Origin of the sequence: Colwellia sp. C1TZA3 (assembly GCF_007954265.1) — a bacterium.
Lineage (GTDB): Bacteria > Pseudomonadota > Gammaproteobacteria > Enterobacterales > Alteromonadaceae > Cognaticolwellia.
The window spans coordinates 22,056-36,287 of record NZ_VOLS01000044.1; the positions used below are offsets into that span (position 1 = coordinate 22,056).

Sequence of the window (14,232 nt, forward strand, 5' to 3'; positions counted from 1 at the left end):
TAAAGGTATTAGTTACTGAAAAGTTAATATTATGTCCTCAGATACATTAGGCTCTAGCCTTAATTATAAACGCGAAGAGAAAGGTTATCGCGACCGTGCATTGAAATTATACCCTTGGGTTTGTGGGCGTTGCGCGCGCGCGTTTGAGTATTCAAATCTCAGAGAGTTGACGGTGCACCATGTCGACCATGATCACACGAATAACCCTAATGACGGGACTAATTGGGAATTACTGTGTATTTACTGCCACGATAATGAGCATGCAAAATATACTGATCATGCAAAATATCACACCGAAATTAAAGCCGGCGATACCAATCAGGATACCGCAACCTATAACCCGTTTGCAGACTTAAAATCGATGTTAAAAAAATAACTGATCAATTGACGTGTAATACCAGTTCCATTAAGTTTGTGATCTTGTTGTGCGCAGGAAAAATAACTCAAGGTAAGGCGCTCGATTGAGCAATAGCTGGCTATTGGGAGTGAGAGCAACACAGCCTTGAGCTATTTTAACTAGTACAAGTGAGCAATAACTTAATGGGATTGGTATAATACCAATTTAATGGCTTTAATTAATGCTATTTATAAAAGGAGTTAAAGGTGGCTGGTTCGAGTTTATTAACCTTACTTGATGATATTGCAACAGTACTTGATGACGTGGCGATTTTATCAAAAGTAGCAGTAAAAAAAACCGCAGGTGTTCTCGGTGATGACTTGGCGCTTAATGCGGAACAAGTCTCAGGTGTTAAGGCTGATAGAGAGTTACCTGTGGTTTGGGCTGTTGCCAAAGGTTCGTTGCTCAATAAATTAATTTTAGTGCCTTCTGCTTTGTTAATTAGTGCTTTTGTACCGCCACTGATCACTGTTTTATTAGTAATGGGAGGGTTATTTCTTTGCTTTGAAGGTTTTGAAAAGGTTTTCTATAAATTTTTTCATAGTAAAAAAGTCTTGGCAGATGAACAGCAAGCGTTACTTAAAGGTGTTAACAATGAAAATATTGACATTGCGGCTTTTGAAAAGGAAAAAATAAAAGGCGCTATTCGCACTGATTTTATTCTTTCTGCAGAAATTGTGGTGATTGCCTTAGGCTCAGTTCAAGAAGCGGCGTTTCAAACACAAGTGTTGGTTGTTTCGGCATTAGCTCTAGCGATCACCGTTGGGGTTTATGGGCTTGTTGCTTGTATTGTCAAATTAGATGACTTAGGTCTTTATCTGCTGAGAAACTCGCTGTCAGGGCATTTTAAGGCTTTGCAAAGAGCTACAGGGCGCGGTTTATTGATGTTTGCGCCATTTTTAATGAGGCTATTAACGGTGGTAGGTACCATTGCGATGTTTTTGGTTGGCGGTGGTATAATTGTCCATAGTTTTTCTTGGCTTGGTCGTCAATTTCATTACCTTGAACTTTGGGTAGGGCAATATTTTGGTAGTTTATCTGCAAGTATTTTGTCGATTTTACTTAATGGCATCATAGGTATTATTGCTGGTGGTATCGTATTGGCAGTGATTAGCTTAATATCTCGGTTAAAAAATCAGCGGGCAGTAGCTAAGTAGATATAAGTTTAGCTTAATTTAATACATGTTTTTCAATTGCATAGCGTAAAAACGATAAAATAGTTTATTTTAGCTATTGTATTTTGTCGTCTTCGCCCTGAATATATAATTGAAGACAACCAATAAGGTAGCAATATGAAAATAATTATTTCCGGACATCACGTTGAAATTACCGACGGTATTAACCAAGCAGTTGAAAATAAATTTGCCAAAATTGCTAAACATTTTCCAAGTTTAATGACTTTAGAAGTCATTATCACCGTAGAGCCCAACCAACAAAAATTAGAAGTTTCTACCACTTATGAAGGCGCTACTGTCTCAGTTAACGCGGCCGATAAAGAATTGTATGCCGCGATAGCAAGTGCAGTGAGTAAGCTTGAAGCTGCTTTAGCACATCGCAAAGGTGTATTATCGGCTAAGCAAAAAAAGAAGTTTGAAGTAGAGCAGTCAAACGCCTTTGAAAGTCCTTAAATCACGTTAGCCCGTATTAACTAAAAGTTAAAACTAAAAATAAAAGTTAAGCACTCAAAGGCCGTTATTAAACGGTCTTTTTTATATTTAAGATGAATGATATGCCACGATGATATCGATGTGAAATTGTGGTGACATTCAGAAGAAGTGTCGATATCCAGGCTGCTTTCAAACATATTTTTTTGAAGCACCAGTGCGCTTACTTATATTGCTCAATATATGCCACTAGTGAGTTAGAGCCCTCTCATCATAGCTACATCAGCTGAAATAATGGTAATACACTAGCCGTAGTTTCCCCGCCTTTAAATGCTGCGAAAAAGAGTGGCTAAATCCACAAAGATATAAAAGCTTAATAACCTTTGAGGTTATTTACTTAACAATTAGATGAAGTATGGCTATTACCTAAATGTTTACGTAAAATGGCGATATTGGCTTTATATGACAGAAAATTACTATAAAGCGTACTTTTATCTCCTGCAAGGAATTCCATGAAAAAAACATTCGAGTTAACTCACCCTAAAATTAAAGTCGCTAGAATGGTTGAGTCAGCGAAACACGAAGTTAAAAAATATTTAAAACGTGAGCGTAATAAAACGCTACCTGAAGGTGCTGATTATTGGGATTTCGATTGTAAAATTGGTAAGTCAGAGCAAACAGCTGATGTTATTCATGTGGCAACCATTAGCCAAGAGATTGACACGCTTGTCACCGCAGATTTAAGCGCATTTTATCTTGAAATTATGGTTAAACCAGCGGTTCGTAGCTTTGAAGAAAAATAATGGCTAGTGGTACTGATAGCGCTTTAAAATGCTATTATTTACCCTTATATGACCTAAAGTAAACGCTTTAGGTCAAGCTTAATCTAGGCAGTGCTAGCCGTGATAGTATCTTAACTAATAACCAATTAAACCATTAATATGTGCGACCGCACTTCTGCCTAAAGCGTTCAGGGCATAACCACCTTCAAGTACTGAAACAATACGCCCTTGGGCATATTTATCAGCAAGCGTTTTAAGTTGGTCAGTTACCCAACGATAATCTTCATCTACTAAGCTCACTTGTGACATGTCATCTTCGATATGGGCGTCAAATCCGGCAGAAATAAATATTATTTCTGGTTTAAACTTATTCAATGCCGGTAGCCAAGTATCAAGAATAGCTTGTCGAAAATCAGCACTTTTTGCTGTCGCAGCTAAGGGGGTATTAATGATGGGTGGTGTAATACTTTCTTTAATTTCAAATGGATAAAATGGGTATTGATAAGTAGAACAAAATAAATAGCCTTTTTTATTTTTTACAATATTTTCCGTGCCATTGCCATGATGAACGTCAAAATCAACAATAGCGACGCGCTTTAATTTATATTGCTCTTTGGCATAGGCGGCAGCAATAGCGACATTATTAAAAAAACAAAAACCCATCCCTTTATTATATTCAGCATGATGGCCGGGAGGTCTGGTAGCACAAAATGCTGATGAAATTTCCTTTGACATCACCAAATCTACCGCGTCTTTGGCAGCACCAGCAGAAAGTAAAGCGGCATTAAGGGTATCTGGGGTCATAATGGTATCGTCATCAACATTATAAGTCCCTTCACTCGGGGCGTTGGTAAAAATTGATTCGATATAGTTTTTATCATGTGCTAAATAAAGTAAGTCTTTATCAATAGGTTTTGCGTTGAATTGTCGAATAACATAATCCAAACCGCTGCGAATAAGCTGATCCTGAATAGCCGCCATACGTGCTGGCGCTTCAGGGTGATGCTCTCCCATATCATGGGTTAAGCAATGGTGGTGACTAATTACGCCGACTGTCATAGGTACACTCCTTTCTCTCTAAGATAATAGTTATGAATGATTAATAGCTTGGTTGTTTAACTACTGTGCTGTGTGTTTAATTATAGTGTGTAAGCTAAGCTCACTTCGTCATAACCTTCAGAAGGCGCTCTTAAAAAACCTGCATTTTCGAATACTTTCAACATAGGAGCATTGTCTCGTCGTACACAAGCCACCAATTGCGTTAAACCACGAATTTTAGCGATGGCGATTAATTCACCCAATAGTGCTTTTGCCATACCTTTGCCGCGTTTACTTTCTTTAATAACAAAAGCAACTTCAGCACTATTACTTGCTTTAAGGTAATAATAGCGGGCAACACCTTGTATAGATTCGCCTAAATGATCTCGTTCAGTTAAACACAAGGCCAAATCAATCTGTTGATTGACACTGACTAAATCACACGATTTTTCACGGGTCATTTGTGTTGCATGGTGGTTGTATCGCATCATTAATGTTTCTTGGTTATGAGAATAAAAAAACTCTTGTAGTTTACGTTCATCCGATGGCGATAAGGGTCTAAGGAAGTATTCAGAATCAGCAAAAGTAAAACGTTTTATTTCAACCTTACCCAGCTCAGGTACCGATGTTGGGGTGTTTGCTTGATATTCAGGTACCCAATAATGTTTACGTACATCTTTAAGTAGTTGATCACGAAATTTAGGGTGGGCAATACGAATTAATTCTAGTGCGCGTTCACGAATACTTTTACCTTGCAGTGAAGCGATACCGTATTCAGTGACTACATAAGACACATGACCTCGTGAGGTCACCACGCCTCCACCCTCGGTAATATGCGCGACGATACGAGATATTTTGCCATCTTTGGTGGTTGATGGCAGGGCAATAATGGGTTTACCGCCTTTGCTTAATGAGGCGCCACGAATAAAGTCTACTTGGCCACCAATACCACTATAAAAATAATAGCCGATGGAGTCAGAAACCACCTGACCGGTTAAGTCGACTTCAATAGCACTATTAATAGAAACCATGTTGTCGTTGCGGGCAATATTTACTGGTGAGTTAATGTGTTCGCTCGGGTAAAACTCAACGTGAGGGTTACCATCAACAAATTTGTATAAGCGACGAGTGCCGACACAATAACTTATAACCGTTTTTCCTTTATGAAAGGTTTTTTTGCGATTGTTTATAACACCTGAAAGCATTAAGTCGATAATACCATCAGAAATTAATTCACTGTGCACACCTAAATCTTTATGGTTAGCCAAGTAACGCAAGACAGCAGAGGGGATCTTACCAATGCCAATTTGGATGGTGGCACCATTTTCTACTAACATCGCCACGTATTGACCTATCTGTTCTGTGACCTGATTAATTTCAGGCTTTGGCAGCTCAGGTAGATATTGTTCAACGGTAATATGGGCGTGAATTTGACTCATATGGACAAAACTATGACCATTAGTGCGTGGCATTTTGGGATTGATTTGTGCGATAACAACTTTAGCTTTTTTAATAGCGGCTGGCACAATATCAACACTGACCCCGAGTGAACAATAGCCATATTCATCAGGTGAACCGACCATAATTAAGGCGACGTCCAAAGGTAAAATATTTTCATTAAACAGTTTGGGAATTTCAGATAAAAATGACGGGGTATAATCAGCACGTCCCTCATTAATCGCGGTACGAATTTTTTCACCGCCAATAAAAAACGCGTTAACCTTAAATAAATCTTGGTGCTTTTTATCAGCCCAAACGTTGTCTGAAAGCGTTAAAATATGCACAACTTCAATATCATGTAAACCTTGGCTATTGGCAATAAGATTATCAATTAATGCATTAGGCACTGCCGCATTAGAGCCAATAAAAACTCGATTGCCAGATTTGAGATATTGAGACCAATCTATAGTTGCTTGGTTTTTTTTGCGTATCGGCATAATTTTCTCTGAATTCTCTTTGTTTGCGCCACTTTAGAATTAAATTTATCACAGAATGTAAGCGGTATCTGTTTAATAGCTGCTTTATGAATTAGCAGGTTTATTGTATGTCCAAGTAAAACCTTAAAATACAAAGGATTTATACAATAACTAGTTGTTCCAATAATTAATAAATAATTTGGTTGTTGGCTTTTTTAACCAGTAGAAATGATCAAAAAATTAGTAAGGCTCGTATAATACCAGTTCCATTAAGTTTGTGATCTTGTTGTGCGCAGGAAAAATAACTCAAGGTAAGGCGCTCGATTGAGCAATAGCTGGCTATTGGGATTGAGAGCAACACAGCCTTGAGCTATTTTAACTAGTACAAGTGAGTAATAACTTAATGAGATTGGTATAATACCAATCAAATTAATTAATGGTGCAAATTTTAATGAGGGTAAATTTTCAAGAACAAGGCGCTTGATTGAGCAATAGCTGGCTATTGGGATTGAAAGCAACGATGTTATTGGATATTTAGACCATTTAAAAAGATCACTTAGTTAGTTTGATTGGTATAAGTATGGCCTAACGGTTAAGTTATACCAATTTGACTAATTAAGTGATTTACTTTTTCATGAGGAAAAATGGATAAATACAAGGCATAAAATTTAGTCAGTAGTTATTCACCTTATAAATTTTATAACGCTGTAGTTATTCATTTTAACCATTAAAAATGAGCAGGTAATTAATCAACTTGGTATAATACCAGTTCCATTAAGTTTGTGATCTTGTTGTGCGCAGGAAAAATAACTCAAGGTAAGGCGCTCGATTGAGCAATAGCTGGCTATTGGGATTGAGAGCAACACAGCCTTGAGCTATTTTAACGAGTACAAGTGAGCAATAACTTAATGGGATTGGTATTAGTTTACCGTAGCGAGGGTTTATGTCGGAATCAGCACAAGTACGTTTAATTAAAGTTTTTATTTTTATCGGTCTTATTTTACTTATTTTAGGATATTATTTACTTTTATATGTAGATCTGCCAACAAAAATGGGCGTTACCGGTATTATTATTTGTGCCTGCTGTATTGCCTTTGGCTTGCTTTTTTTATTACCAACAAAACTGTATTTAACGCTGTTATTAATGGCTCGTGAGCGGGAGTATCAGCAAAACTTAGCTGCAAATAAAAAAGCAGAAAAATAGTTTATATTTTAGCTATAAAAAAGCCCAATAATATTGGGCTTATAATAAGGTAGCTTCAGTAAGCTGCGCTTAAATCAACAACTAACCAAAAATATTACGCATTAAGGTTATCGCTTGATCAACCGTTTTACCATCTTTAACGCTGTTCACTATGGTGCTGCGCATATTGAGGATAAAGTCAGGAATATCATCCGATTCAAAAGCTTTATCTACAATAGCTTCGGCTGATGCTTTACTACGTTTTACCGCTTTAGCGACACCAATTTTAATTTTTTTAGGTTTATCACGCATACGAATGTAGTTTGAGTTTTGTGCCAACGAATTGTCAGCAAATAAAAACAAATCAATTAATATGGCTCGATTTTGCCAAAGCTGAAGTTCAACTTCATCACTCGGCATTTCACTGCGCCACCATTGTGTGTTTCTAATGGCCTCTATCATCTCATGCCAATAATCATCAAAACTTTGGTTATTGAGTTTTACTAAGCCTAAGCCTTGCGAAAGGGTGTCTATTTTACCACTGTTTAGGGCAATAAATTGGTCTGGGCGGCGCATAGCCAATAAACGAGTTGCCGCACTTAAGGGCGCTTTTTCTTCATTAGTATGACTGGCAAATATCGCTTTGTAGGCATTAACAAAGTTTTGATAGTCTGCCAAGGTAACCTCGCCATCTAACGGAATGTTATCAAGCGCTTGATCAAAGTCTTGTGGGTGAGATTTTAATAACTGATGAAAAGTTTTTGCGCCGCGTGTGCCGGCAAACCATTCAACATCAAAATCATAAACACTAATATCATGTTGGGCGCTATGTTTGCCTGCAAAAGCCAATCGGTCTTCATCAATCATTTCAGCTAATTTATTACGGCGTATCGTCGCAATATAATTTAAGAGTTTAAGCCTTTCTGGTAAAGCTTGTAACGTGGCGTGTTCTTCTACAAAACTGGTAAATATTGCCCATGGGATAATACGAGCCATTTTTAATTGGCAAGCACTAACACCATTTGACATGGTGTCTTGTAGTTTTTTTAAGGGTTTTTGTTGACTAGGTTCTAATAAATCTTGGTTGATGTCGTGTAAGCAAATTCGGTATAACTCTCTGCACCAGTTAAGAAAATTATCTGGATGACTCTCTACTTTTACTGCCATTAAATTAAGGCTGAGATCGGCAACTAACGACAACGCATTTTGATAAATTGTTTGTTCGGTAGCGCTAAGCGACATGGCATTTGGCGAGGTAAGTAATTTTCTCATGAAACAGGGGTTTTCCGATGATAAAAACAAAAATAGGTCGGCATGATACGTGTAAAACTGTCTAACACAAGCGATAAAGCATAATTAAGTAGATAAAATATAAACGGCTGCAAAAAACGACAAATATTGTTGGGGGTAATCAAGGAGAGCCTTTGCCTGTTCAATAACGATAACTGAGCTGACAAAGGTTTGCTGTTTCGAAAAATAACTGTTATTTGGCACTTATTGGTGATGGCGATTTGGTATAATACTTAACTAAGCCAATTATTGAGGCGGCAATCCAAAATAGTTCAATAATAAAGCTGGCTAAATTAAAGTTATAGCACAGGCTAATTAACAGTAATATAGCGCCAAAAAGGTTAGTGAGATTATAAGCCAAACTTTTAGGGCTTAATTTTTCTAGTTGTAACATTATAAATGCGCCAACGATGAGAACGGTGCCAGACATGCCAATGATATTAAATAATAAATCAATCATGAGAAACTCCAAGCTATAGAGGGTGATCCAAAATGCTGGCCCTATCCGTGGGTTGGATCGTTTTCGTTCCATGAAACAGCTTGTCGTTTTACCAGTAGCAAGGCCTAAGCCTTACTAGGATAAATTCGCGGTTATTGTAGGCAGTTTTTTACATAAGGTAAAGCAACAAACGTTTACCGAGTGAGAGTGATGAAAAGAGCAAGGCAGATATCTGATTAGCAGCATCCATATAGTGATTTTATTAAGCCTGAGCCGATTATAAAAATGGTAGTTACCATAAATTTTTTAAGTACTTGTTCTTTACTTTAAAAATACGTAAGCTAATCCTCTGGTCTGACCATCGACAGGGCTATTAGTTACCGCTGTTAGCTATAGTCTTTAGCTATTGCCCTCCGTTATGACCTTCAGCTATGACCTTCAGTTATGACCTTCAGTTATGACCTTCAGTTATGACCATAGTTTCGTCCTAGTTGGTGTCGAGCAATATTTTAAACCTTAACGAACAGTCAACAGCCTACGAGTATGTGTTATACCAGTTCCATTAAGTTTGTGATCTTGTTGTGCGCAGGAAAAATAATTCAAGGTAAGGCGCTCGATTGAGCAATAGCTGGCTATTGGGAGTGAGAGCAACACAGCATTGAGCTATTTTAACTAGTACAAGTGAGCAATAACTTAATGTAATTGGTATTAATGCAACAAGAGTCGATTTATATTACTGACGGCGAACACCAACTGCACTTGCGCCATATTTGGAAAGATAATGGTGGTGTACCCATTTTTATGTTGCATGGCTTAATTGAAAATGGCCTTATTTTTTATACTGAAAAAGGTAAAGGTTTAGCCTGTTTTCTTGCCGAGCAAGGTTTTGATGTTTATGTGGGCGACTTACGTGGACGCGGTAAAAGCAGTCCGGCGATTAATGCGACATCGACATTTGGGCAATACGAAGCTATTACGCAAGATATTCCATTATTTTTAGAAAAAATACACAGTGTAAATACTCAGAAAATTCATCTTATTGCCCATTCTTGGGGTGGTGTATTAATGGCGAGTTTTCTAGCCCGTTATCCGCAATGGCTTGACAAAGTACACAGCAAAACTTGTTTTGGTACTAAGCGTGTTGTTGGTGTTAAAACCTTCGAAGCTTATTTTAAATTAGGTTTTATGTGGCGTTATATCGCGCCAATATTGGCAAAAAGGCAAGGTTATTTTGATGGGAAAAAATTTCGTTTTGGCTCTGACAGTGAAACTCAGCAATCGCTGTCTCAAAGCATAGCATGGGTTATGCCGGGTCATTGGTGTGATCAACATGACGGTTTTAACTACTTTAGTGCGGCGCAAAATATAGTGTGGCCACCTACGTGGCATTTTACTGGTATTAGTGATTATGCTTTAGGCCACAAGCAAGATGTACAATTGTTTATTGATGAATGTGGCAACAGCACGGCAAAGTTTTCAGTGCTATCAAAACAATCGGGTAGCTTGGTTGATTATAATCATATTAATATACTAACCCACCCAAAGGCGGTAGATGATCACTTCCCCCAACTCGTTACTTGGTTAAAAGAACATAGTTGAAATCAGCTGTTAAGGTTAAATTTTTCCGTTGATAATTTAGCCTTACAACGTAGAGCTGTATTAATTCGCTAGGGTGAATGTAGCCTATTTTTTTAGCTTAACGGTAGTTATACCAAGTTGATTAATTACCTGCTCATTTTTCCTCATGAAAAAGTAGATCACTTAATTAATTAAATTGGTATTATACCAATCCCATTAAGTTATTGCTCACTTGTACTAGTTAAAATAGCTCAAGGTTGTGTTGCTCTCAATCCCAATAGCCAGCTATTGCTCAATCGAGCGCCTTACCTTGAGTTATTTTTCCTGCGCACAACAAGATCACAAACTTAATGGGACTGGTATTAAACCTACTTTTATGGGGATAAATGTCTGCTATCAATCGTCGTCATCTATTCTCATCGCTTCAATATTAATAATGGTTGAGCGGTTTAGGGTGATCTTAAAGCGTTGTATTTGTTGCAGCTCTTGTTTATCTGTTTGCATTAACACTACGTTAATTTGGTAACGGCGTTCAACCGCTTGTTTTGTTATTTTACTGCCATCAAGTGAATATAAACGGCCTTCACCTTTTTTTAGGAAGCGAATAAAGGGCGTTAAATTAAAATAGATACGTTGCTGAATTTCATCATAGCCAGGTAAAAAACTTTTAGCATTAACTTTAGTGTCACTGCGAAAATGTAGTAATTGTGCCGCTTGTTTGTTTTGATGACGGCGAGTTTGAAATAACTTATCAACTTGCTGAGGTAGGTCTTTATTGCGAATGTATTCTAGCCAAATGGTTTGACTAGCGATACGGGTTTTATTAACACTATTGGTGTAAATATTTCTCCATTTAGGTAAGCCTTTTTGAATACTACGCCAAATAACACGGGTTATATCATCTTTAAATATCTCCCTTAAACCATAAACAACGCCTAACATGCCCACTAAGGCAATAGTGACTTCAGTAAAGTTTGCACGCGCATTTAGCACCAACAACATCACAAAAGCCATAATAATCGCCGTAACTGTGCCACGCACAATACGTTTTAAATTACGATTGAGGCTTTTCATTTCTTTTTGCATTACTACGCCGTATTCGATTAATCGTTGCAGTAAACGCATTTTGTTGGTGATGCGGTTAGGATCAGCCAAGGTAGTTTCTGAATTATACTTATTTGTTGCACGGTATTCATTTTCACTGCGACATAGTGCAAACAAGAAGTTTCTTTCGGTAGAGAAATCACTACTTTTTGGTCCTCGAGATAGCAACTTTAAAAATGACTGCTCTACTTGCCAACTAAGGTAGTTGTCGGCATTTTGAAAAAATGGACTGAGCTTTTTATCTGATGGCGTATATCGTCTTAGTTTTTTTAGTAACCCAGAAATTAACTCTGCTAGTACAATAGCTTGCGGGTAAAAGTCTTTACTTTCTTTAAGCTTAATGGTTTGTTTTATATCTGTATCTAAGGCAATTAAAATTTGATAAGAAAATAAATTAAGGTTAAGTCGATAGTCACTTAGCTCACCTTTCTTTTGGCTAATAAAGCGGCTTCGTACTAAAGGTAAGTGCAGTTGGTCTGAGTAATAAGCACTGTGATTTTCTATACGGCTATGAAAGTAATGCTCCTCGTCCAAGGTTTTAGGGCCGATACCCATTTCCACTGGGAGTGAAAAGTATAAGTCGAGTCTTTGATGATCAGTAGGTAATAACTGGTAACTGACCTTGATGGAAAGGTTTTCGTCTTGGGTGAGTTTAGCGTTATTCACTTATATCCTCTGCTCCTTGTCGGTTTTATTACCAAGCCTGAATCAATTCATTATGCATTACTTTGATGAGTAATCTCATAATAAAGTCTGTTAATTGCTGATTGTTTTTACTATACATTATTTTAATGACAATTTTTTCAGCTTTGGAGGAAAACTTTGTCTCTAACTTTGCTAAATGTAGTGTCAAATGCAGTGGCAAACTCACTAATTAACCACTAATTAATTTGCGATTAATATATTAAGCTTTCATTAAGTTTGGTTATAGCTTGAAAATTTGAGTTTATATACTGCTTATTTATAATATATGGCATTGGCTACTTTTTTGATACTCTTTTGACACTCTTTTGATAGTCTTTTAAAAGCCATTGACCGAGTATTTAGTAGACTTTAAAAATTGGTCTTTACTGCTTGGTAGTCAAAATAAATTAGTATGCTGGGACTTTGTCAGAGTACGAGGATTTAAGTGTAGTTATTGTGAAGTTAGTTTGACTTATACAATTAAAAAATACTTTCAATTGAAAGTAAAAATTTCATGCTTTTATGGCAATATAAGTTAAGCTACTGTTCAAACATTGGCCGTTTGTTAAAAATGGAATTTATAAAATGACCTTAACTAGCAGGATCACTCTACTGAACCTCAGCATTATTATTGTGTTACTTTTAACCATTTTTTTAGTGACAAAAGTATATGCCAAAACAGCCTTTAGAAAATTATATCGAATTGAAAAAAGTACAGTATCTAAATAACGATAACAACCGTCTTTTTATTGAGCATTTGTTAAGCCAAGTTGATGTATAAGCATACTTTAGCTTATGGCATCCAGTTTATGCTTATAACGCTAAGTTAAAAACCAATGAGCTAACTGACTAGACCGAGAACTTCCTTGATAGGGCTATTTTAGCGTTAGATCAGGTTAAAAATAACAATTTTCTGATAGACTCATTCGAGTACATTAGTTGAATATTACTTATTGGTGGCGACTATTATCAGGTTCTATTTTAGTTGCAAAAAACGGCTAATCAAGCTGATAGCCTTAGAGATTTTTTAATAGTATAGGATGAAGTAACGCTTTTGGTCACGGTATCTGCAGGCTATGCTGTAGATAATAAAACTAAAAAATTTAACCTTAATAGTTTCATCAGCGGTGGACAAATTTTATTAGTGAGCAAAAATTTAGGGAAAATAATGATTTAGGCACTAAAGCCAGTGACTTAATCACCCATAGTTTTGCAAACAACTTTTCTTAAAACCAATTATCAAAGTTATTTGCTAAAGACTATTGGTAAGGGTTATCTACTAAAAATTATGTACTAAGGATTATCCACAACAGGCATTATATTAAAGATATTATATTAAAGTCTCTGCGCACAACAAGACCATAAAATTAATGAAAGTGCTATTATATAAAGTGTATCCATCGAAGATAAAGTTTAAAGGTAATGTTAATAAATAATGCGTAAATCAGATAAGAAAATAGATAACCAAATAATAAAGTCGTTAACCGAAGTATGTCAATCAGCACTAGAAGAAATTGACGGCTTTGAGTGGTTAACACATACCGTTAATTTCGATAACTTTCCAGACAGTTTAAAAATTGTTTGTGTTTTTGATAGCAATCAAAAATTAGCCAGCTACTTAAAGTCAGATGATAGCAAGCAGCTAGCGTTATTCATTACCGATAGCTTGGCAGGTATTGGCATAAAGCTTAACAGTGTTAAAAACCAAATAGAGTTAGACAGTGAAGAAAACTGTACGCTGTATCACGCTGGCAATTGGCATAAAAGATTGGCTTGAATATTATAAACTATTAAACAACGACCATGCGATAGCGCAGATGATTAAGCCAACAAGCATATCAATGACTCTTCTCACCTTAGCTTGGTTAAGCCAAGGTGACATTTTTGCCGCTGCTCCAGCTAAACTATAAAACCACAACATAGATGCCAACTTAGTGCCAAGCGTAAACGCTATTTTCTCATTGCCTTGAAACTTCCCGCCAACACTGTCCAATATCATTACTGTATCAAGGTAAACATGTGGGTTTATCAGCTAAATCTTACTCGCTGGTATCGCTATTAAGCCATGCTTGGCGAAACCACAAGCTGGTATAATACCAGTTCCATTAAGTTTGTGATCTTGTTGTGCGCAGGAAAAATAACTCAAGGTAAGGCGCTCGATTGAGCAATAGCTGGCTATTGGGATTGAGAGCAACACAGCCTTGAGCTATTTTAACT

Annotated in this window: 13 protein-coding genes; 7 read left to right on the forward strand and 6 right to left on the reverse strand. The window is 36.8% G+C overall.

All coding sequences use genetic code 11. From position 1 onward, the window contains the following. The first annotated feature begins 31 nt into the window (after positions 1-31). From ESZ39_RS12830 to ESZ39_RS12845, 4 genes are all read left to right on the forward strand, one after another. On the forward strand, positions 32-376 hold the full coding sequence (locus ESZ39_RS12830) for a YajD family HNH nuclease (protein ID WP_146880295.1): 345 nt from the start codon (positions 32-34) through the stop codon (positions 374-376). Positions 377-603: 227 nt separating this feature from the next. Next, positions 604-1,554 carry a DUF808 domain-containing protein gene (locus tag ESZ39_RS12835; protein ID WP_146880296.1) on the forward strand — a complete coding sequence of 317 codons (951 nt, stop codon included), beginning with the start codon at positions 604-606 and terminating at the stop codon, positions 1,552-1,554. 135 nt (positions 1,555-1,689) lie between these two features. After that, positions 1,690-2,025 carry a ribosome hibernation-promoting factor, HPF/YfiA family gene (gene hpf, locus ESZ39_RS12840; protein WP_146880297.1) on the forward strand — a complete coding sequence of 112 codons (336 nt, stop codon included), beginning with the start codon at positions 1,690-1,692 and terminating at the stop codon, positions 2,023-2,025. A 488-nt stretch (positions 2,026-2,513) separates the two neighbouring features. Next, entirely contained in the window at positions 2,514-2,804 is a 291-nt protein-coding gene (locus ESZ39_RS12845) for a DUF6172 family protein (RefSeq protein WP_146880298.1), read from the forward strand. A 114-nt stretch (positions 2,805-2,918) separates the two neighbouring features. Here the strand turns inward: ESZ39_RS12845 and ESZ39_RS12850 are convergent, their stop codons facing one another. Both ESZ39_RS12850 and ESZ39_RS12855 read right to left on the reverse strand, forming a co-directional pair. After that, positions 2,919-3,842, reverse strand: coding sequence for a histone deacetylase family protein (locus ESZ39_RS12850; protein WP_146880299.1), 924 nt, complete (start codon positions 3,840-3,842; stop codon positions 2,919-2,921). A gap of 80 nt (positions 3,843-3,922) precedes the next feature. Continuing rightward, positions 3,923-5,758 (reverse strand): GNAT family N-acetyltransferase, encoded by a 1,836-nt coding sequence (locus ESZ39_RS12855; RefSeq protein ID WP_146880300.1) that lies wholly within the window; start codon positions 5,756-5,758, stop codon positions 3,923-3,925. A gap of 922 nt (positions 5,759-6,680) precedes the next feature. On the opposite strand from ESZ39_RS12855, the gene ESZ39_RS12865 reads away from it, so the two are divergent. Next, positions 6,681-6,941 (forward strand): hypothetical protein, encoded by a 261-nt coding sequence (locus ESZ39_RS12865; protein ID WP_146880302.1) that lies wholly within the window; start codon positions 6,681-6,683, stop codon positions 6,939-6,941. 81 nt (positions 6,942-7,022) lie between these two features. Here the strand turns inward: ESZ39_RS12865 and ESZ39_RS12870 are convergent, their stop codons facing one another. Beyond that, the gene (locus ESZ39_RS12870) at positions 7,023-8,192 is read right to left on the reverse strand and encodes a hypothetical protein (RefSeq protein WP_146880303.1); all 1,170 of its coding nucleotides are present in this window, start codon (positions 8,190-8,192) and stop codon (positions 7,023-7,025) included. Between the two features lie 211 nt (positions 8,193-8,403). Continuing rightward, complete coding sequence (locus tag ESZ39_RS12875; protein ID WP_146880304.1) at positions 8,404-8,670, reverse strand: CBU_0592 family membrane protein; 267 nt, start codon at positions 8,668-8,670, stop codon at positions 8,404-8,406. Positions 8,671-9,360: 690 nt separating this feature from the next. Between ESZ39_RS12875 and ESZ39_RS12880 the strand changes: the two genes are divergently transcribed. Further along, positions 9,361-10,248 (forward strand): alpha/beta fold hydrolase, encoded by an 888-nt coding sequence (locus ESZ39_RS12880; RefSeq protein WP_146880305.1) that lies wholly within the window; start codon positions 9,361-9,363, stop codon positions 10,246-10,248. 375 nt (positions 10,249-10,623) lie between these two features. Here ESZ39_RS12880 and ESZ39_RS12885 read toward each other — a convergent pair whose 3' ends face one another. After that, entirely contained in the window at positions 10,624-11,997 is a 1,374-nt protein-coding gene (locus ESZ39_RS12885) for a hypothetical protein (RefSeq protein ID WP_146880306.1), read from the reverse strand. A 1,453-nt stretch (positions 11,998-13,450) separates the two neighbouring features. Between ESZ39_RS12885 and ESZ39_RS12890 the strand changes: the two genes are divergently transcribed. Then, entirely contained in the window at positions 13,451-13,792 is a 342-nt protein-coding gene (locus ESZ39_RS12890) for a Fis family transcriptional regulator (protein ID WP_146880307.1), read from the forward strand. Between the two features lie 3 nt (positions 13,793-13,795). Here ESZ39_RS12890 and ESZ39_RS18090 read toward each other — a convergent pair whose 3' ends face one another. Then, positions 13,796-14,047 (reverse strand): LysE/ArgO family amino acid transporter, encoded by a 252-nt coding sequence (locus ESZ39_RS18090; protein ID WP_317615717.1) that lies wholly within the window; start codon positions 14,045-14,047, stop codon positions 13,796-13,798. Between the last annotated feature and the right edge of the window lie 185 nt (positions 14,048-14,232).

Coding starts and splice junctions, on each gene's coding strand:
- ESZ39_RS12845 (WP_146880298.1), top strand. CDS start 2,514: ATGAAAAAAACATTCGAGTTAACTCACCCTAAAATTAAAGTCGCTAGA.
- hpf (WP_146880297.1), top strand. CDS start 1,690: ATGAAAATAATTATTTCCGGACATCACGTTGAAATTACCGACGGTATT.
- ESZ39_RS12880 (WP_146880305.1), top strand. CDS start 9,361: ATGCAACAAGAGTCGATTTATATTACTGACGGCGAACACCAACTGCAC.
- ESZ39_RS12830 (WP_146880295.1), top strand. CDS start 32: ATGTCCTCAGATACATTAGGCTCTAGCCTTAATTATAAACGCGAAGAG.
- ESZ39_RS12850 (WP_146880299.1), bottom strand. CDS start 3,842: ATGACAGTCGGCGTAATTAGTCACCACCATTGCTTAACCCATGATATG.
- ESZ39_RS12855 (WP_146880300.1), bottom strand. CDS start 5,758: ATGCCGATACGCAAAAAAAACCAAGCAACTATAGATTGGTCTCAATAT.
- ESZ39_RS12865 (WP_146880302.1), top strand. CDS start 6,681: ATGTCGGAATCAGCACAAGTACGTTTAATTAAAGTTTTTATTTTTATC.
- ESZ39_RS12875 (WP_146880304.1), bottom strand. CDS start 8,670: ATGATTGATTTATTATTTAATATCATTGGCATGTCTGGCACCGTTCTC.
- ESZ39_RS12890 (WP_146880307.1), top strand. CDS start 13,451: ATGCGTAAATCAGATAAGAAAATAGATAACCAAATAATAAAGTCGTTA.
- ESZ39_RS12870 (WP_146880303.1), bottom strand. CDS start 8,192: ATGAGAAAATTACTTACCTCGCCAAATGCCATGTCGCTTAGCGCTACC.